Origin of the sequence: Pseudomonas sp. B8(2017), from assembly GCF_002113575.1 — a bacterium.
Lineage (GTDB): Bacteria > Pseudomonadota > Gammaproteobacteria > Pseudomonadales > Pseudomonadaceae > Aquipseudomonas > Aquipseudomonas putida_Z.
In genome coordinates this window covers 584,865-604,506 of the sequence record NZ_NEIO01000001.1, presented here as the reverse complement: position 1 = coordinate 604,506, position 19,642 = coordinate 584,865, and the positions used below count along the sequence as shown (strand labels likewise).

Sequence of the window (19,642 nt, the reverse complement as noted above, 5' to 3'; positions counted from 1 at the left end):
GTTCACACCTTAGCCACGAGCGGGCGACCCAGCAGGCCTTGTGGGCGGAAGATAAGGATCATCACCAGCAGCGAGAAGCTGAACACGTCCTTGTAGTCGGAGTTGATCAGGCCAGAGAACAGCGACTCGGAAATACCCAGGATGATCCCGCCGAGCATGGCGCCAGGCAGCGAGCCGATACCGCCGAGCACCGCGGCGGTGAACGCCTTGATGCCGATGATGAAGCCGGCGTAGAAGTCGAAGGTGCCGTAGTTCATGGTGATCAGCACGCCGGCCAGGGCGGCCATCACCGCACCGATGACGAACACGTAGGAGATCACCCGGTCGGTGTTGATGCCCAGGATCGAGGCCATCTTGCGGTCTTGCTGGGTGGCACGGCACATGCGGCCGAGCTTGGTGTACTTGATCACGTAGGTGAGCAGGCCCATGCCAACGAAGGCTGCCACCAGGATGAAGATCTTGGTGTAGGTCAGTTGCACGAAGCCGGTGCCCACTTCGACACGCCAGGCACCTTCCAGCAGGGTTGGCACGCCTTGCTGGCGGGCGCCCTGGCTGATCTGCGCGTAGTTCTGCAGGATCAGCGAGATGCCGATGGCACTGATCAGCGGTGCCAGGCGGGTGGAGTTGCGCAGGGGTTTGTAGGCGATGCGTTCGATGGTGAAGCCGTACACGCCGGTGACGACGATGGTGAACAACAGGGTGCCCAGCATCAACAGGGGGAACGACTCGATACCGAAATAAGCCAGCAATGCCAGGCTGATCGCCGCGAGGTACGCGGAAATCATATACACCTCGCCGTGCGCGAAGTTGATCATGCCGATGATGCCATAGACCATTGTGTAGCCGATGGCGATCAGGCCATAGACCGACCCGAGGGTCAGGCCGTTGACCAGTTGCTGCAGGAAAATACCATCCATAACGCAATCTCACCTGATTGAGATTGCACGAGCGCCGACCACGGCGGGCCTGGGACAAGGCGGCCCTCGCAGCGCAGTACTGTGCAGATCTACGGATAAAGACAGGTACCGCGGGGCTTTGGCCCGGGGGCTGACGCGCCCGGGCCGTGGGCCGTTGTTATTTTTGTTTTTCCAGCTGGTGGTACTTGCCTTGGGCATCCCACTGGTAGACCACATAGTCGGACACGGTCAGGTCACCCTTCTTGTCCCACTTTTTCTCGCCCATGACGGTCTGCACCGGGTTGGCCTTGAGCCACTCGGCAGCCGCTTCGCCCTTGTTCGACTTGGCGCCGTTGAACGCGGCAGCCAAGGCCTGCAGCGAGGCGTAGGCGTACAGGGTGTAGCCTTCAGGTTCGGTACCGGCCTTGCGGAACTCCTCCACCACCGCCTTGCTGTCCGGCAGCAGGCGCGGGTCGGCGCCGAAGGTCATGTACACACCATCGACGTACTGCGCGCCGCCGGCGGTGGACACCAGTTCGTCGGTGACGATGCCGTCATCGGACATGAACTTGACGTCCTTCAGGCCCTGCTCGCGCAGCTGGCGTACCAGCGGGCCGGCTTCCGGGTGCAGGCCGCCGAAGTAGACCACGTCGGCACCGGTGGAACGGATCTTGGTGACGACGGCGCTGAAGTCCTTCTCGCCGCGGGTCAGGCCTTCGTACAGCACCGGCTTGACGCCGCGTTTCTCCAGCTGTGCCTTGGTCGCGTCGGCCAGGCCCTGGCCGTAGGTGTCCTTGTCGTGCAGCACCGCGACTTTCTTGCCCTTGAGCACGTCGACGATGTAATCGCCGGCGACGATGCCCTGCTGGTCGTCACGGCCGCACATGCGGAACATGGCGCCCAGGCCGCGCTCGGTGACTTGTGGGTTGGTGGAGCCCGGGGTGATGGCGATGACGCCAGCCTCGTCATACACCTCGGAGGCCGGGATGGTGTTGGAGGAACAGAAGTGGCCGACCACGCCGATCACCTTGTCCTGGTCGACCAGGCGGTTGGCCACGGCCACGGCCTGCTTCGGCTCGCAGGCGTCATCGCCCTTGACCAGCACGATTTTCTCGCCGTTCACGCCACCGGCGGCGTTGATCTTGTCGGCCGCTGCCTGCGCACCTTTCATGTACTGCTCGCCAAACGCTGCGTTAGCCCCGGTCATCGGGCCCGCTACACCGATCTTGACGTCGGCCTGAACATACGAAGAAACACCCAGTGCCGTAGCTACGGCCAGAGCCAGGAAACCTTTCTTGTAAAACGTCTGCGACATGAGGTGGTGCTCCTAGAGTTTTTTTTGGTTGGCACTACAACTTCTCAGCCCTGTGCTCCGAGCAAGGGCCGTGCCATAGGTTTTGTCTTCCGGGAAAACACACTGTGCAGGTTGCCGGCAGGCGACCGACGGCCTTTTCTTTATTGAGCGTGCAACCGTCTGCCACGCGGCAGGCGCCACCACACGTACAGACAAGGAGCAACCATCGAGTGCCATCATTGCAACCCTGGCAAGTGTTTACGTGCAACCGCCCTGTAACAGCGGACGTCACCGAACTGCACACAGCTGGTGCGCGACTGCTACAGGCGGCACCGTTTCAAGGCTAGCTGGTGCACGAAAAAACACCTCTGTTTTGGCAGTTCCGGCCCTATCGCCGGCAAGCCAGCTCCCACAGGAACACTGCAAATTTCGGCCGTGTGGGTTACTTGTGGGAGCTGGCTTGCCGGCGATAGGGCCGCAACAGGCACAACAAGGCCGAAAAGGCTGGCACAATGTCCGCCATTCGCCGCTTCCGGAGCCCCATTGATGAGCGAGAGCGCATTCGCCGAGCGCATCGTGCACAACCTGCTCGACACCGACTTCTACAAACTCACCATGATGCAGGGCGTGCTGCACAACTACCCGGACGCCGACGTCGAGTGGGAATTCCGCTGCCGCAACGGCGAGGACCTGCGCCCCTACCTCGGCGAGATCCGCAACCAGCTCGAACTGCTCAGCGACCTCACCCTGGATGACGGCCAGCTGGCCTTCCTCGAACGTATCAGCTTCCTCAAGCCTGACTTCCTGCGCTTTCTGCGCCTGTTCCGCTTCAACCTGCGCTACGTACGCCTGGGGATAGAAAACGACCAGCTGTTTCTGCGCCTGAAAGGCCCGTGGCTGCATGTGATCCTGTTCGAAGTGCCGCTGCTGGCGATCATCAGCGAAGTGCGCAACCGCCACCTGCACCCGCGCATGCGCCTGGCCGAGGCCCGCGACCAGCTGTACCGCAAGTTCGACTGGCTGCGCGCACATGCCAGCGACGATGAACTGGCCGAACTGCAGGTGGCCGACTTCGGCACCCGTCGGCGCTTTTCCAGCCGTGTGCAGGAAGAAGTGGTGCGTGTGCTGCGCGACGATTTCCCGGGCCGCTTTGTCGGCACCAGCAACGTCGACCTGGCATGGAAACTGGATATCAAGCCGCTGGGCACCATGGCCCATGAATGGATCATGGCCCACCAGCAACTCGGCCCGCGACTGATCGACAGCCAGATCGCCGCGCTGGACTGCTGGGTGCGCGAGTACCGCGGCCTGCTCGGCATCGCCCTGACCGATTGCATCACCATGGATGCCTTCCTCGGCGATTTCGACCTGTACTTCGCCAAGCTGTTCGACGGCCTGCGCCACGACTCGGGTGAACCGGTGGCCTGGGCGGAAAAGGCCATTGCCCATTACCAGAAACTGGGTATCGACCCGATGACCAAGACCCTGGTGTTTTCCGACGGTCTCAACCTGACCCGCTCGCTGGAAATCTTCCGTGCCCTGCGCGGTCGCATCAACGTCAGCTTTGGCATCGGCACCAACCTGACCTGTGATATCCCGGGCGTGGCCCCGATGAGCATCGTGCTTAAAATGACCGACTGCAACGGCGCGCCGGTGGCGAAGATCTCGGACGAAGCCGCCAAGACCCAATGCCGCGACGAGAACTTCGTCGCCTACATGCGCCATGTATTCAAAGTCCCCAGCAAGGAGTAACCCATGCAAGCGGTTCAGCAAGAGATTGCCCAGGCGCTGAAGGTACAGCCGCCGTTCGCCGACGCCGCCGCGCTCGAGGCCGAAGTGGCCCGGCGCGTGGCGTTCATCAAGGATTGCCTGGCCAACGCCCGGCTCAAGACCCTGGTGCTGGGCATCAGCGGCGGCGTCGACTCGCTGACCGCCGCCCTGCTAGCCCAACGCGCCATCAACGAGCTGCGCGCCGAAACCGGCGACAAGGCCTACACCTTCATCGCCGTGCGCCTGCCTTACCAGGTCCAGCATGACGAGCATGACGCCCAGGCGTGCCTGGAAGTGATCAAGGCCGACGAAGTGCACACCGTGGATATCGCCCCGGCAGTACGGGCGCTGGCGGCCGAAGTGGTGGAGTTGAAGAACGGCTCGCCGACGCTGGTGGACTTCGTGGTCGGCAACGTCAAGGCGCGCACCCGCATGGTCGCCCAGTACACCATCGCCGGTGCCCGCGCAGGCTTGGTGATCGGCACCGACCACGCCGCCGAGGCGGTGATGGGGTTCTTTACCAAGTTCGGTGATGGTGCCTGCGACCTGGCGCCGCTGAGCGGACTGGTGAAGAACCAGGTGCGGGCGATTGCGCGCAGCTTCGGTGCGCCGGAGTCACTGGTGGAAAAGGTGCCGACTGCGGACCTGGAAGACCTGGCGCCGGGCAAGCCGGACGAAGCCTCCCATGGCGTGACCTACCAGCAGATCGATGCCTTCCTGCATGGGCAGCCGGTTGACCAGGAAGCGTTCGACATTATCGTCGCCACCTACCGTAAGACCCAGCACAAGCGCGAACTGCCGTTCGCCCCTTGATAAGGCTATAGACGGACCTGTGGGAGCGGGTTCATCGGGACGCCGAACCGCCGCGAATGCAATGGTGAACCCACCGACGTATTCGCGGCGGTTCGGCGCCCCGATGAACCCGCTCCCACAGGGTTCACCGTCAGCCTTTGATTACTTGACGACGACCTTGCCCTTCATCATCGAGATGTGGCCCGGGAAGGTGCAGAAGAAGCTGTAGTCGCCACCGGCTTCCAGCTTGGTAGCGTCGAACTTCACCTCGGTCTCCTTCTCAGGAGCACCAATCATCTTGGTGTGGGCGATGATCGCGGCGTTGTCAGCTTTGATGTAGTCCTTTTCCAGACCCTGGCTCATGCCTTCGGTGGCAATGCCCTGCATGTCGGCAGTCTTGCTGATCACCAGGTTATGGCCCATGACGTTCTTCGGCAGGTTGCCGGAGTGGGTCAGTTTGACGGTGAATTCCTTGCAGCTCTTGTCGACGGTGATTTCCTTGGTGTTGTAGGACATCTGGTCGGTGGAGTCGACAGTCACCGAGCACTCGGCTGCGAAGACAGAGGCGCTGGCGAGGGTCAGCAGGGATACCGCTACAGCTTTCGCAAACATCATGAATCTCCTTGGCAGGGTTTTATCAATTGCGAGACTGCCTGAAACCGTTCAGCCCCTTGCTGATATGGGTCAAGGGGCTGTCAAGAGGCCAGCCAGTAGAATTGTTCAATGGATTGTATACAACCAATTCAAGGGCACATCATGCCCTTTTATTGGACGATGGGACAACCTCTCATTTAGGAGCAATACGAAATGACCCTTGGAAGCCTGATGAACAGCCTGCTGGCGGCCTACGCCCATGGAGCGACCGGCGCCATCTGCGAATTCTCCCGACCGGAGTGAAAGCAGCCTTGGAACTGTAGGACATGGGCCTTACCCTGTCAGCCTGAGTGACTGGAGATGAGCAATGCCCGTACGTTCCGTTTGTGTGTTCTGCGGCGCCAGCATTGGTGCCAACCCTGCCTACCGTGAAGCGGCCATCGCGCTGGGCCAGGCGATTGCCCGTCGCGGCCTGACCCTGGTCTATGGCGGTGGCGCGGTCGGCCTGATGGGCACCGTAGCCGACGCGGCCATGGCGGCCGGTGGCGAAGTGATCGGGATCATCCCCCAGAGCCTAATGAATGCCGAAATCGGCCACAAGGGCCTCAGCCGCCTGGAAGTGGTCGACGGCATGCACGCGCGCAAGGCACGCATGGCCGAGCTGAGCGATGCCTTCATCGCCCTGCCCGGTGGGCTGGGTACGCTGGAGGAGTTGTTCGAGGTATGGACCTGGGGCCAATTGGGCTATCACGCCAAGCCGCTGGGGCTGCTGGATGTGAACGGCTTCTACGAGAAGCTGGGCGGGTTCCTCGACCATATCGTCGAAGAAGGCTTCGTGCGGCCGCAGCATCGGGCGATGTTGCTGCTGGGGCAGCAGCCTGATGAGCTGCTGGACGGGATGGACAGCTTTGTTGCGCCGGTGGCGCCGAAGTGGGTCGACAAGAAGCCTTACTAAACCTGTAACAGGGGCTGCTTTGCAGCCCAATCGCCGGCAAGCCAGCTCCCACAAGTACAGCGCAAGCCTTGGGCTTTGTGCAATTCCTGTGGGAGCTGGCTTGCCGGCGATTGGGCCGCAAAGCGGCCCCCGAAATCAGCGCGGGATCACTGGTTGACGCGGCTTCTTGTTGCCCTTGCCACCCTTGGCCGCTTCCTTGCGCTCCTTGGCCGCCTGCTGGTTACGCGCAAACGCTTCGGCCTTGGCCTTTTCACGCTTGTCCCACGGCTTGCTGCCATCACTGCCACGCGGCGGCAGGCCGGTGTGCTGGGTAAGAACCTTCTGCTCCTTGCCCACCTTGTGGCTACCCGCAGGGGTCGAGTTCTTGCGGCGTGCACTCTGGTAGGTATCGGTCTGCGGCTGGTGCAGCGGGATCAGTTGGTGCTTGCCCGGCCCGATCAGGTCGGCGCGGCCCATGCGCTGCAACGCCTCACGCAGCATCGGCCAGCCCTTCGGGTCGTGGTAACGCAAGAACGCCTTGTGCAGGCGGCGCTGCTCCTCGCTCTTGACGATATCCACACCTTCGCTCTTGTAGGTCACCTTGCGCAGCGGGTTCTTGCCCGAGTGGTACATGGCCGTGGCCGAGGCCATCGGCGACGGGTAGAACGCCTGCACCTGGTCGGCACGGAAGCCGTTGCCCTTCAGCCACAGGGCGAGGTTCATCATGTCTTCGTCGGTGGTGCCCGGGTGCGCGGCGATGAAGTACGGGATCAGGTACTGCTCCTTGCCCGCCTCTTTCGAGAACTTCTCGAACATGCGCTTGAAGCGGTCATAGGTGCCGATGCCCGGCTTCATCATCTTGTCCAGCGGGCCACGCTCGGTGTGCTCCGGGGCAATCTTCAGGTAACCGCCGACATGGTGGGTGACCAGTTCCTTGACGTACTCCGGCGACTCCACCGCCAGGTCATAACGCAGGCCAGAGGCAATCAGGATCTTCTTCACACCCGGCAAGGCACGAGCCTTGCGGTACAGCTCGATCAGCGAGCTGTGGTCGGTGTTGAGGTTTTCGCAGATGCCCGGGAACACGCACGACGGCTTGCGGCAGTGCTTCTCGATGTCATGGCTCTTGCAGGCGATGCGGTACATGTTGGCAGTCGGGCCGCCAAGGTCGGAGACCACGCCGGTGAAGCCCGGCACCTTGTCACGCATCTCTTCGATTTCGTGCAGGATCGACTCGTGCGAGCGGTTCTGGATGATGCGGCCTTCGTGCTCGGTGATCGAGCAGAAGGTGCAGCCACCGAAGCAGCCACGCATGATGTTCACCGAGAAACGGATCATCTCGTAGGCCGGGATGCGCTCCTTGCCGTAGGCCGGGTGCGGCACACGGGCATAGGGCATGCCGAACACGTAGTCCATTTCCTCGGTGCTCATGGGGATGGGTGGCGGGTTGAACCACACATCCACTTCGCCATGCTTCTGCACCAGGGCGCGGGCGTTGCCCGGGTTGGTCTCCAGGTGCAGCACCCGGTTGGCATGGGCATAGAGTACCGGGTCGTTACGCACCTTCTCGAACGACGGCAGGCGGATCACCGACTTTTCCCGGGTCATGCTCGGGCTGTCGAGAATCTGCACGACCTTGGCTTCGTTCGGGTCCTCCTGGTCGCCCTTGGCCTGCTCGATGGCACAGGCCTGGGTGTCCTGGGTATTCACGTATGGGTTGATGATCTTGTCGACGCGGCCCGGGCGGTCGATACGGGTCGAATCGATCTCGTACCAGCCCTGAGGTGTATCACGACGCACGAAAGCAGTGCCGCGCACATCGGTGATGGTCTCGATCTTCTCGCCGTTGGACAGGCGCTGGGCCACCTCGACCACCGCGCGCTCGGCGTTGCCGAACAGCAGGATGTCGGCGCTGGCGTCGATCAGGATCGAGTGGCGGACCTTGTCCTGCCAGTAGTCGTAGTGGGCGATGCGGCGCAGCGAGGCCTCGATGCCGCCAAGCACGATCGGCACATGCTTGTAGGCTTCCTTGCAGCGCTGGCTGTACACCAGGCTGGCGCGGTCCGGTCGGCTGCCGGCCAGGCCACCAGGGGTGTAGGCGTCGTCGGAACGGATCTTCTTGTCCGCGGTGTAGCGGTTGATCATCGAGTCCATGTTGCCCGCGGCCACGCCGAAGAACAGGTTCGGCTCGCCGAGCTTCATGAAGTCGTCTTTCGACTGCCAGTTCGGCTGGGCGATGATGCCCACGCGGAAGCCCTGGGCCTCCAGCAGGCGGCCGATGATGGCCATGCCGAACGACGGGTGGTCGACGTAAGCATCACCGGTCACGATGATGATGTCGCAGGAATCCCAGCCGAGCAGATCCATCTCCTCCCTGCTCATCGGCAGGAAAGGTGCTGGCCCGAAGCATTCGGCCCAGTACTTGGGATAGTCGTAGAGTGGTTTGGCTGCTTGCATGTCAGTGACCGGTTCTGGTGTGCAGGGAAATCGCGGGCGCGGAGGATAGCACAAATTTTGACCAAATCCGACGATGGTTGTCGGATTCATGGGTTGCCTGTACCGGCCTCATCGCCGGCAAGCCAACTCCCACAGGAGATCACTGCCTTAAGGTCGGTGGAGCCCCTGTGGGAGCTGGCTTGCCGGCGATGAGGCCGGTGGCTTATTCGTCGTCGTCGAAGTTGTACATGCCCGGCGCAAGGTTCTCGAAGCGGGTGTACTTGCCGATGAACGCCAGGCGCACGAAGCCGATGGGGCCGTTACGCTGTTTACCGATGATGATTTCCGCCACGCCCTTGTGCTCGGTCTCGGGGTGGTACACCTCGTCGCGGTAAACGAACATGATCACGTCGGCGTCCTGCTCGATCGCACCGGATTCACGCAAGTCGGAGTTCACTGGGCGTTTGTTCGGGCGCTGTTCCAGGGAGCGGTTCAGCTGCGACAGGGCGATGACCGGGCAGTTGAACTCCTTGGCCAGGGCCTTGAGCGAGCGGGAGATCTCGGAAATTTCGTTGGTCCGGTTGTCGCCGGCCGAACCCGGGATCTGCATCAGCTGCAGGTAGTCGACCATGATCATGGCGATTTCGCCATGCTCGCGGGCCAGGCGGCGGGTACGGGCGCGCATTTCCGAGGGGCTGATGCCGGCGGTATCGTCGATGAACAGCTTGCGGTCGTTGAGCAGGTTCACCGCCGAGGTCAGGCGCGGCCAGTCGTCGTCGTCCAGCTGGCCGGAACGCACCTTGGTCTGGTCGATACGGCCCAGGGACGAGAGCATACGCATGATCAGCGATTCACCTGGCATCTCGAGGGAGAACACCAGCACCGCCTTGTCGGTACGCAGTACGGCGTTTTCCACCAGGTTCATGGCGAAGGTGGTCTTACCCATCGACGGTCGGCCGGCGACGATGATCAGGTCGGCTGGCTGCAGGCCGCTGGTCTTCTCGTCGAGGTCAGTAAAGCCGGTGGACACGCCGGTGATGTCACTGTCGGAGTTGAACAGCGTGTCGATACGGTCGATGGCCATGGTCAACAGTTCGTTGACCCCCACCGGGCCGCCGGTTTTCGGGCGGGCCTCGGCGATCTGGAAGATCTGCCGCTCGGCGTCGTCGAGAATCTCTTCGGCGTTGCGCCCTTGCGGGTTGAACGCGTTGTCGGCGATATCGGTACTGATGCTGATCAGCTGGCGCAGGGTGGCGCGCTCGCGAATGATCGCGGCGTAGGCCTTGATGTTGGCTACCGACGGGGTGTTCTTGGCCAGCTCGGCCAGGTACGCCAACCCACCGACTTGCGAAGAAAGGCCTTCCTTGTCCAACTGCTCGTGCAGGGTCACCACGTCGAATGGCTGGTTGGCGTCGGCCAACTTGTGCACGGCACGGAAGATCAGGCGGTGGTCATGCCGGTAGAAGTCGCCATCCGATACCTGGTCCAGCACCCGCTCCCAGGCATTGTTGTCCAGCATCAGGCCACCGAGCACGGCCTGTTCGGCCTCGATGGAATGCGGCGGTACCTTCAGGGCTGCGGTTTGCAGGTCTAGCTGTTCGGAGGTGGTGATCTCGTTCATGGCCACGAAAGAATTCTGGAGGATGAAAAAGACAAAGGGCACGGCCTGTCGAAAACAGGACCGTGCCCGATGTTAACCGCCTGACCCACAAGGAGCCAGCCAGTCAGCGCAGCTTAGGCAGCTACGACGACCACGCGTACGGTGGCTTCAACGTCGCTGTGCAGGTGCACGGCTACGTCGTATTCGCCAACCTGACGGATGGTGCCGTTCGGCAGACGAACTTCAGCCTTGGCCACTTCAACGCCGGAGGCGGTCAGGGCGTCAGCGATGTCGTGGGTGCCGATCGAACCGAACAGCTTGCCTTCGTCGCCAGCGGTGGCAGTGATGGTCACTTCCAGCTCGGCCAGTTGGGCAGCGCGGCTTTCAGCCGAAGCTTTCTTGTCAGCAGCTGCTTTTTCCAGCTCGGCGCGACGCTCTTCGAACGCAGCCAGGTTGGCGGCGTTGGCAACGGTGGCCTTGCCGAATGGGAGCAGGAAGTTACGGCCGTAACCAGCCTTAACTTTTACTTTGTCGCCCAGGTTGCCCAGGTTAGCGACTTTTTCCAGCAGGATCAGTTCCATTTGGTAAAACCTCTTAACTTTTAACCTTCACCGTTCGCGGAGTCATTCCCCTTGGGGGACTTGCGACCGCGAAAATCAATCAGGCTGTCGACAATGGCCAAAACCACCAGCAACGGATAAATCAGCTGCATGATCAGCGGCAACGTCACGTACATGCCCACCAGCCAGAAACCGGCCAGTCGCCCCTGCGCCACCAGCCCGTGCATCAAGGCGATGCCGGCCAGCACCAGTACCAGGCTGGAGGCCGATGCCAGGACGATGAACTGCGGCCCGATGAACGGGGCCACCACCATCACTGCCACCAAGACCGCCATGGTCTGTTTCGGCAACTTCAGGGCGCGAAACTCGCGACCGAAGCCTCCAGGGTTGTACAACGCTGCCTGCCAGTAGCGCGCCAGCACCAGGGCCAGCACACTGAACAATTGCACCGTCACTGCTGTGGAAGCGACCAGCACAGGGCGGATCAGCTCACCGGAGAGCACCGGTTGCCCCTCGATTTTCGGCATGGCTTCGGCAAACGCCTTGGCCAGCACATCGAAGGTTTGCGCCAGCGCCAGATCGAGCACGAGGCTGAAAGCCACGGCGAACACGGCACTGACCAGCAACACCCGGCTCCAGGGATGCTCGGCGCGCAACAGCGCAGCCAGGCCCAGGGCACCCGCGATCACCAGAAAGGTGATGGGATCGCCCATGACCCACACGGCCAGCCCGGCCAGCAGGCCGCCGGCGATGACCGTTGTAGCATCCTTGAACCCACGCCGCAGCAGCACAAGGCTGCCGGCAGCGGCACTCAACCAGAACAGCAGCGGCAGTACCGCGCTGATGACCACCACCAGGGTGGCCTGCACACGACCGCGCATGATGAAACTTGCTAACGCTCGCATGCTAATCCCTTACTGCTTGTCGACGACCCGGTCTCAGCGGCCGTGGCTGTCGGTGTAGGGCAGCAGGGCCAGGAAGCGGGCGCGCTTGATAGCGGTAGCCAGCTGACGCTGATAACGAGCTTTGGTACCGGTGATACGGCTTGGAACGATCTTGCCGGTTTCGGATACGTAAGCTTTCAGGGTGTTGAGATCTTTGAAGTCGATCTCTTTCACGTCTTCAGCAGTGAAGCGGCAGAATTTACGACGACGGAAGAAACGTGCCATTTAATAGGCTCCTCTAAAGGTCCGTGGATTACTCGTCAGCGTTATCGCTGGAGTCGCTGTCATTGCTGTCGTCGCCGTCGGCGGATTCAGCATGCTCAGGACGCTCACGACGCTCACGGCGCTCGCTGCGGTTTTCTTCAGCCTTCAGCATCTCGGACTGGCCGGTAACGGCTTCGTCGCGACGGATGACCAGGTTACGGATAACGGCATCGTTGTAGCGGAAGTTGTCTTCCAGCTCGGCCAGGGCCTTGCCGGTGCACTCAACGTTCAGCATCACGTAGTGAGCCTTGTGAACATTGTTGATTGCGTAGGCCAGTTGACGACGGCCCCAGTCTTCCAGGCGGTGGATCTTGCCACCATCTTCTTCGATCAGCTTGGTGTAACGCTCAACCATGCCGCCGACTTGCTCGCTCTGGTCCGGGTGAACCAGGAAGATGATTTCGTAATGACGCATGAATGCTCCTTACGGGTTAGTAGTCTGCCAGCGAATCTGGTCAGACAAGGAGTGAATGACACTGTATGTCTTGCACGGAGGGGAGGCACATGTGCGCCTGCCAGCTCGGCAAGGGGCGCAATTGTAGAGAAGGCGAGGCGTACAAGCAAGGTGATTGGTGAATATTTGAACAGCCAAAACACATTATTCCTGCACTGACCCTATCGCCGGCAAGCCAGCTCCCACAGGATCGCCACAGGTGCTGAACCTTGTGGTGCACCTGTGGGAGCCGGCTTGCCGGCGATAGGGCCGGTACAGGCCGAAGATCAGCGCTTGGCCTGACGCTGACGCACAGCCTCGAACAGGCACACGCCTGTCGCCACCGACACGTTCAGGCTGCTGACACTACCGCCCATCGGCAACTTCACCAGGAAATCGCAATGCTCGCGGGTCAGCCGGCGCATGCCCTTGCCTTCCGCGCCCATGATCATCACCAGCGGCCCGGTCAGGTCCTGCTGGTAGATTTCCTGTTCGGCCTCGCCGGCGGTACCTACCACCCACAGGCCACGCTGCTGCAGTTTTTCCAAGGTGCGCGCCAGGTTGGTCACGGCCACCAGCGGGATCACCTCCGCAGCGCCACAGGCCACCTTGCGCACGACCGGCGTCAGGGTTGCGGACTTGTCCTTGGGCACCACCACTGCCGTGGCACCGGCGGCATCGGCGGTACGCAGGCAGGCGCCAAGGTTGTGCGGGTCGGTCACGCCATCCAGCACCAGGATCAGCGGGGGTGTTTCGGTGCGTTCGAGCAATTCCTCGAGCATCAACTCGCCCCAGACCTGGCTCGGGCTCACCTCGGCGACCACACCCTGATGCACGCCCTCTACCCAGGCATCCATCTCACGGCGCTCGGCCTGGCCGACCGCCACGCGATTTTCCGCGGCCAGCGCCAGCAGCGCCTGCAGGCGCGGCTCGCTGCGCCCTTCCGACAGCCAGATCTGCTTGACCCGCTTCGGATGGTGCTGCAGCAATGCCTGCACGGCGTGCACGCCGTAGATCTTTTCCAGCTGACTCATGACTTGCTCTTGCTCTTGCGTGGCGCGCCGGACTTCGACGGGCCTTTACGGTGCTTGGTCGGCTTGCCGGAGGCCTTGCCACCCTTGTCCGACTTGCTGCTGGCATGGCCGCCACTGCGCGCCTCGCTCATCAGCGCCTTCTTCATTTCGCGGCTCTTGCGTACTTCGGCGTTACGCTGCACAGCGTCTTTCGGGAAGTACGCCTCGGCGGTCTCGCTCTTGCGGCTGCGCGGCTTCGGTGTGGCCTTGGCCTCGACCGGGGCCTGCTCGGCCTGGCCGGCAGCCGGTGCGGCACCACGTTGCTTGCGGCCGATCGGGGCGGCGAGGGTCTTTTCCGACACTTCGAAGTCGATCTTGCGCTCGTCGAGGTCGACGCGCATGACCTTGACCTCGATCGTGTCACCCAGGCGGAAGCTGCGCCCGGTACGCTCGCCAGACAGGCGGTGGTGCACCGGGTCGAAGTGGTAGTAGTCGCCCGGCAGCGCACTGACGTGCACCAGGCCTTCCACATAGATATCGGTCAGCTCGACGAACAGGCCGAAACCGGTCACCGCGGTGATCACACCCGGGAAAGTCTCGCCCACGCGGTCCTTCATGAACTCGCACTTGAGCCAGTTGACCACGTCACGGGTGGCTTCATCGGCCCGGCGCTCGGTCATCGAGCACTGCTCGCCAAGCTGCTCGAGGGTGTTCTCGTCGTACGGGTAGATGCGCGCCTTGGGGATGCTCATGGCGCCGGCACGCTTGACGTGCGGGGTTTCGACCCTGGAACGGATGATGCTGCGGATGGCGCGGTGCACCAGCAGGTCCGGGTAGCGACGGATCGGCGAGGTGAAGTGGGTGTACGCCTCGTAGTTCAGGCCGAAGTGGCCGTTGTTGTCGGTGCTGTACACCGCCTGGCTCAACGAACGCAGCATCACGGTCTGGATCAGGTGGAAGTCCGGGCGCCCGGCGATGCTCGCCAGCAGTGCCTGGTAATCCTTCGGCGACGGGTCCTTGCCCTTGTGCAGGGTCAGGCCCAGTTCGCCCAGGAAGGCGCGCAGCTTTTCCAGACGCTCTGGCGGCGGGCCGTCGTGCACGCGGTACAGGGCCGGCACGCCATGCTTCTGCAGGAACTCGGCGGTGGCCACGTTGGCCGCCAGCATGCATTCCTCGATCAGCTTGTGGGCGTCGTTGCGCACGGTCGGGCGGATTTCCGCGATCTTGCGCTCGTCACCGAAGATGATGCGGGTTTCCTGGGTCTCGAAGTCGATCGCGCCACGGGTGTGACGGGCCTCCACCAGCACCTTGTACAGGTTGTACAGGTTCTTCAGGTCCGGCACGACTGCCTTGTACTCCTCGCGCAGCGCCTTGCCCTCACGGGTGCGGGAGTGCTCGAGCATGCTGCTGACCTTGTTGTAGGTCAGGCGGGCGTGGGAGTGGATGACGCCTTCGTAGAACTGGTAGTCGACCATCTGGCCGGCTTTGTTCATGGTCATTTCGCAGACCATGGCCAGGCGATCGACATGCGGGTTCAGCGAGCACAGGCCGTTGGACAGCTCTTCGGGGAGCATCGGTACCACGCGCTCGGGGAAGTACACCGAGTTGCCGCGCTGCTGGGCCTCGACGTCCAGGGCCGAGCCCAGGCGCACGTAGCTGGACACGTCGGCAATGGCCACATACAGGCGCCAGCCACCGGAGAACAGGCGCAGCTTGCCCAGCGGTTCGCAATAGACGGCGTCGTCGAAGTCACGGGCGTCCTCGCCGTCGATGGTGACGAACGGCAGGTGGCGCAGGTCGACGCGCTTCTCCTTGTCCTTCTCTTCGACTTCGGAGCGGAACTTGCGCGCTTCCTTGATCACGTCCTTGGGCCAGACGTGCGGGATATCGTAGCTGCGCAGGGCAACGTCGATTTCCATGCCCGGCGCCATGTAGTTGCCGATGACCTCGACCACATCGCCTTGCGGCTGGAAGCGCGGAGTCGGCCAGTGGGTGATCTTGATCTCGACGAACTGGCCGATCTTGGCACCGCCGTTGCGCCCGGCGGTGACCAGCACTTCCTGCTGGATCTTCGGGTTGTCCGGGGTCACGTAGCCGATACCGCCTTCTTCGAAGTAACGGCCGACCACGCTTTCGTGGGCACGGGAGATGATTTCGACCAGCACGCCTTCACGGCGGCCACGGCGGTCGACGCCGGATACGCGGGCCAGGCCGCGGTCACCGTCGAACACCAGGCGCATCTGCGACGGGCTGAGGAACAGATCTTCGCTGCCGTCGTCCGGAATAAGGAAGCCGAAGCCGTCGCGGTGACCGGAGACGCGGCCGCAGATCAGGTCCAGCTTGTCTACCGGGGCATAAGTGCCGCGCCGGGTATAGATAAGCTGGCCATCGCGCTCCATTGCACGCAGTCGGCGGCGCAGGGCTTCGATCTGGTCTTCGTCGTAAAGACCGAACTCGGCCGCCAGCTCCTCGCGTGCGGCCGGTTCGCCACGGTCGGCGAGGCGCTGCAGGATCAGCTCACGGCTGGGAATGGGGTTGTCGTATTTTTCCGCTTCGCGAGCGGCCTCGGGATCGAGGGATTGCCAATCGGCCATCAGAAGGGGTTCACCTTGGGGTATATAGATAGGAATTCTGGCATAGGCGTATTGAAACCGGAAATGTCAGCCTTGGACAGCCCCACCGGCGCCTCCGGCGAGCAGGAATAGGCCTGCGGAATCAACAAGTTGAATTTTTTGAAATTTTTTTCGCTTGGGGGGTTTACAGCCCCCCGGACCGTCCGTATAGTGCGCACCACAACGACGGACAACCCCGAAGTTGTAGTAGAGATGAGCGGCGCTGTAAAGCATCAAGTAATCTCGAATGTGTGCCCAGGTGGCGGAATTGGTAGACGCGCTGGTTTCAGGTATCAGTGGCTTAACGGCCGTGGAAGTTCGAGTCTTCTCCTGGGCACCAAATATTTTCAAGTAACAGATGACCAAGGATCTGTTACTACTGTGTGAAAGCGAACGATAGTCGCCTTCTCCAGATGATGTAAAGCTTTGCCCAGGTGGCGGAATTGGTAGACGCGCTGGTTTCAGGTATCAGTGACTTAACGGTCGTGGAAGTTCGAGTCTTCTCCTGGGCACCATACAAAAACCCACTAGCTTGCTAGTGGGTTTTTTCTTGCCTGCGATTTTTGTATCCCCCCTCTTTCGGTCATAGGTGCAAACCTGTGCCAGCCTCTTCGCGGCTAAAGCCGCTCCCACAGGTATTTCACCCCCCTCAAGACCTGTGATGCCCCTGTGGGATCGGGTTTACCCGCGAAGAGGCCAGCACAGCCAACACACCTTCAGCCTCTTGCACCATGGTCTGACCATGAATTTCTCGTCACCCGGCCACTTGAGAAACGATTTCGTTTACCATTGTTTCCAAATATGTAGCCGTAAGCGAGGAAGTACCCGCATGACGATCCGCCCGCAACCGCTGATGCGTACCTTGGCCGCCGCCGTGCTGAGCCTGGCCATCGGCGCCCCGGCCGCCATGGCAGACGCACCGGTCACCCTGACCATGTACAACGGTCAGCACAAGGAAATCGGCGAGGCCATCGCCAAGGCCTACGAGGCCAAGACCGGCATCCACATCGATATCCGCAAGGGCAGCAGCAACCAGCTGGCCAGCCAGATCATCGAGGAAGGCGAACGCTCGCCGGCCGACATCATCTATACCGAAGAGTCCCCTCCCCTGAACAACTTGGGCGAACTGGGCCTGCTGGCGAAGATCGACGACGCCACCGCGAACATGATGCCCAAGGAGTACGTTGGTGCCAACGGCACCTGGATGGGCATCACCGCCCGTACGCGCATCGTCGTGTTCAACCCGAAGAAGGTCGACGAGAAAGACCTGCCGACCACAGTGATGGACTTTGCCAACCCTGAGTGGGAAGGCCGTGTCGGCTATGTGCCCACCAGCGGCGCCTTCCAGGAACAGGCTGTGGCCATCCTGAAGATGCACGGGCGAGAAGCCACCGAAGAATGGCTGACCGGCCTGAAGGCATTCGGCAAGACCTACACCAACAACATGGTCGCCCTCAAAGCCGTGGAAAAAGGCGAAGTGGCTGCGGTACTGGTGAACAACTACTACTGGTATGCGCTGGAGCGCGAGCGCGGCAAGCTGGACACCAAGCTCTACTACCTGGCCGATGGCGATGCCGGCAACCTGGTCACCATTTCCGGTGCAGCCGTGGTCAAGGCCAGCAAACACCCGAAAGAAGCCCAGGCCCTGCTCAACTGGATGGCCAGCGAAGAAGGCCAGCGCGTGATCACCCAGACTACCGCCGAGTACCCGCTGCACAAAGGCATGGTCTCCGACCGTGGCCTGAAGCCGTTCGAAGACCTGCGCCCACCGAAGATCTCACCAGCCGACCTGGGCAATGCCGAGGAAGCGATCGAGCTTGAGCGCGAGGTCGGCCTGCTCTGATGACTGCCGCCCTGTCCGAGCCGGTGCCGGTACGCTTCGTACCGCGCCGCAAGCGCCCCTCTGTCTGGGTGGTGCTGCCTGTGCTGTTCCTGGTGGCGATGAGCTTGCTGCCTTTGCTGTACGTTGCCATGAAAGCCTGGGAGGCCGGCTGGCGCGAAGCCTTGCACCTGCTGTGGCGGCCGTTTGTCTGGGGGCTGATGCGCAACACCCTGATGCTGATGGTCGGGGTGACGCTGACCTGCATGGTGGTCGGCCTGGCCCTGGCCTGGCTGCTTGAGCGCAGCAACCTGGCCGGCCGTCGGCTGTGGGGCGTGGTGCTGTGCCTGCCGTTCGCCGTACCGTCGTTCGTCAGCAGCTTCACCTGGGTGTCGCTGAGCTCGGACTTCGAAGGGCTGGGCGGGGCGATCATGGTCATGGCCCTGTCCAAGTACCCACTGGTGTTCCTGCCGGTGGCCGCGACCCTGCGCAATCTCGATACCTCGCTGGAGGAATCGGCACGTACGCTGGGCTGCAGCCGCTGGGGCGTATTCATCAAGGTCACCCTGCCGCTGCTATGGCCATCGATGCTGGGCGGCGCGCTGCTGATCGCCCTGCACATGCTGGTAGAGTTCGGTGCCTTGTCGATCCTCGGCTTGCAAACCTTCACCACGGCGATTTACCAGCAGTTCGAACTGGAGTTCAGCAATGCCAACGCGGCCATGCTGTCCGCCGTACTGTTGGCGATGTGCCTGGTGATGCTGTGGCTTGAACTGCGGGTACGCGGCAAAGCCCGTCATGTGCGCATCGGCCAGGGTGTGGCGCGGCGAGCACAACCGGTGCGGCTGCGTGGCTGGGCAGTGCTGGCGCAACTGTTCTGCGTGGGCCTGGCGGTGTTGGGCAGCGGTATTCCGCTGGCCATGCTCGGCTACTGGTTGAGCGTGGGTTCATCGGCGGCATTCCCTGTGGCAGCCATTTCCAAGGCGCTGTTCACCTCGTTGTCGGTGTCGCTGGGGGGGGCCGGTTTCTGCGTGTTGCTAGCCCTGCCAATCAGCTTCCTGGTGGTGCGCTACAAGGGCCGCCTGGCAATTTGGGCCGAGCGCCTGCCATACCTGTTGCACGCCCTGCCCGGCCTGGTGATTGCCCTGACCCTGGTGTTCTTCGCCCTGCATTACGTGCCGGCGCTGTACCAGACCACGGCACTGTTGCTGCTGGCCTATGCGCTGCTGTTCCTGCCGCTGGCGCAGTCGCCGGTGCGCACCGCACTGAACAAGGCTTCACCTACCCTGGAGGAAGCGGCACGGACCTTGGGCGCGAGCAGCTTTGCCGCGTTCTGCCGGGTGACCCTGCCGATCATCTTCCCGGCCATGGCGGCAGCCTTTGCCCTGGTGTTCCTGGATGCCATGAAGGAACTGACAGCTACCTTGCTGCTCAGCCCGACCGGCATGACCACCCTGGCCACCGAGGTGTGGGCGCACACGGCCAACGTCGAGTTCGCGGCGGCAGCGCCTTATGCGGCGTTGTTGATCGTAGTGTCGGGGTTGCCGGTGTATCTGCTGACTACGCGGATGTATCTGAACAAGGCTTGATCCGCGTCGCCTTCATCGCCGGCAAGCCAGCTCCCACAGGTACCGCGCCGCCCTTAGGCCTGTGCAGTACCTGTGGGAGCTGGCTTGCCGGC

At 62.2% G+C, this 19,642-nt stretch carries 16 protein-coding genes and 2 tRNA genes; 7 read left to right on the top strand and 11 right to left on the bottom strand.

The features are described from left to right. Window positions 1-2: 2 nt before the first annotated feature. The gene (locus CAG22_RS02765) at window positions 3-917 is read right to left on the bottom strand and encodes a branched-chain amino acid ABC transporter permease (protein ID WP_013974411.1); all 915 of its coding nucleotides are present in this window, start codon (window positions 915-917) and stop codon (window positions 3-5) included. Between the two features lie 157 nt (window positions 918-1,074). Next, a complete protein-coding gene (locus CAG22_RS02760; protein ID WP_075046518.1) occupies window positions 1,075-2,211 on the bottom strand; it encodes a branched-chain amino acid ABC transporter substrate-binding protein in 1,137 nt (378 codons plus the stop codon). Between the two features lie 525 nt (window positions 2,212-2,736). On the opposite strand from CAG22_RS02760, the gene pncB reads away from it, so the two are divergent. Both pncB and nadE read left to right on the top strand, forming a co-directional pair. Further along, the gene (gene pncB / locus CAG22_RS02755; protein WP_025340817.1) at window positions 2,737-3,942 is read left to right on the top strand and encodes a nicotinate phosphoribosyltransferase; all 1,206 of its coding nucleotides are present in this window, start codon (window positions 2,737-2,739) and stop codon (window positions 3,940-3,942) included. Between the two features lie 3 nt (window positions 3,943-3,945). After that, window positions 3,946-4,773 carry an ammonia-dependent NAD(+) synthetase gene (gene nadE / locus CAG22_RS02750; protein WP_013974414.1) on the top strand — a complete coding sequence of 276 codons (828 nt, stop codon included), beginning with the start codon at window positions 3,946-3,948 and terminating at the stop codon, window positions 4,771-4,773. Window positions 4,774-4,914: 141 nt separating this feature from the next. Here the strand turns inward: nadE and azu are convergent, their stop codons facing one another. Beyond that, complete coding sequence (gene azu, locus CAG22_RS02745; protein ID WP_015271990.1) at window positions 4,915-5,364, bottom strand: azurin; 450 nt, start codon at window positions 5,362-5,364, stop codon at window positions 4,915-4,917. Window positions 5,365-5,713: 349 nt separating this feature from the next. Between azu and CAG22_RS02740 the strand changes: the two genes are divergently transcribed. Beyond that, on the top strand, window positions 5,714-6,301 hold the full coding sequence (locus tag CAG22_RS02740) for a TIGR00730 family Rossman fold protein (protein WP_085704289.1): 588 nt from the start codon (window positions 5,714-5,716) through the stop codon (window positions 6,299-6,301). 135 nt (window positions 6,302-6,436) lie between these two features. Here CAG22_RS02740 and CAG22_RS02735 read toward each other — a convergent pair whose 3' ends face one another. The 8 genes from CAG22_RS02735 to rnr all read right to left on the bottom strand — a co-directional run bounded on the left by CAG22_RS02735 (window position 6,437) and on the right by rnr (window position 16,124). Continuing rightward, entirely contained in the window at window positions 6,437-8,737 is a 2,301-nt protein-coding gene (locus tag CAG22_RS02735) for a YgiQ family radical SAM protein (RefSeq protein WP_025340820.1), read from the bottom strand. 202 nt (window positions 8,738-8,939) lie between these two features. Next, on the bottom strand, window positions 8,940-10,337 hold the full coding sequence (gene dnaB / locus CAG22_RS02730; protein ID WP_015271992.1) for a replicative DNA helicase: 1,398 nt from the start codon (window positions 10,335-10,337) through the stop codon (window positions 8,940-8,942). A 113-nt stretch (window positions 10,338-10,450) separates the two neighbouring features. Beyond that, the gene (gene rplI / locus CAG22_RS02725) at window positions 10,451-10,897 is read right to left on the bottom strand and encodes a 50S ribosomal protein L9 (protein WP_003249568.1); all 447 of its coding nucleotides are present in this window, start codon (window positions 10,895-10,897) and stop codon (window positions 10,451-10,453) included. A 20-nt stretch (window positions 10,898-10,917) separates the two neighbouring features. After that, window positions 10,918-11,781, bottom strand: coding sequence for a hypothetical protein (locus tag CAG22_RS02720; protein ID WP_003259010.1), 864 nt, complete (start codon window positions 11,779-11,781; stop codon window positions 10,918-10,920). 33 nt (window positions 11,782-11,814) lie between these two features. Continuing rightward, window positions 11,815-12,045 carry a 30S ribosomal protein S18 gene (rpsR, locus tag CAG22_RS02715; RefSeq protein ID WP_003249563.1) on the bottom strand — a complete coding sequence of 77 codons (231 nt, stop codon included), beginning with the start codon at window positions 12,043-12,045 and terminating at the stop codon, window positions 11,815-11,817. Between the two features lie 28 nt (window positions 12,046-12,073). After that, window positions 12,074-12,499: a 30S ribosomal protein S6 gene (gene rpsF / locus CAG22_RS02710; RefSeq protein ID WP_013974420.1), complete on the bottom strand. Its 426-nt coding sequence runs from the start codon at window positions 12,497-12,499 to the stop codon at window positions 12,074-12,076. Window positions 12,500-12,804: 305 nt separating this feature from the next. Next, window positions 12,805-13,551 carry a 23S rRNA (guanosine(2251)-2'-O)-methyltransferase RlmB gene (rlmB, locus tag CAG22_RS02705; RefSeq protein ID WP_003259007.1) on the bottom strand — a complete coding sequence of 249 codons (747 nt, stop codon included), beginning with the start codon at window positions 13,549-13,551 and terminating at the stop codon, window positions 12,805-12,807. Next, window positions 13,548-16,124: a ribonuclease R gene (rnr, locus tag CAG22_RS02700; protein ID WP_025340822.1), complete on the bottom strand. Its 2,577-nt coding sequence runs from the start codon at window positions 16,122-16,124 to the stop codon at window positions 13,548-13,550. The genes rlmB and rnr overlap by 4 nt, the downstream gene beginning before the upstream one ends. Window positions 16,125-16,395: 271 nt before the next feature. Here rnr and CAG22_RS02695 point away from each other — a divergent pair. The 4 genes from CAG22_RS02695 to CAG22_RS02680 all read left to right on the top strand — a co-directional run bounded on the left by CAG22_RS02695 (window position 16,396) and on the right by CAG22_RS02680 (window position 19,550). Next, window positions 16,396-16,482, top strand: a tRNA-Leu gene (locus CAG22_RS02695). 88 nt (window positions 16,483-16,570) lie between these two features. Then, a tRNA-Leu gene (locus tag CAG22_RS02690) sits at window positions 16,571-16,657 on the top strand. Window positions 16,658-16,971: 314 nt separating this feature from the next. Then, window positions 16,972-17,985, top strand: a complete 1,014-nt coding sequence (locus CAG22_RS02685; RefSeq protein WP_013974422.1) for an extracellular solute-binding protein — start codon at window positions 16,972-16,974, stop codon at window positions 17,983-17,985. Then, on the top strand, window positions 17,985-19,550 hold the full coding sequence (locus CAG22_RS02680) for an iron ABC transporter permease (protein ID WP_013974423.1): 1,566 nt from the start codon (window positions 17,985-17,987) through the stop codon (window positions 19,548-19,550). Before CAG22_RS02685 ends, CAG22_RS02680 begins: the two co-directional genes overlap by 1 nt. Window positions 19,551-19,642 lie beyond the last annotated feature (92 nt).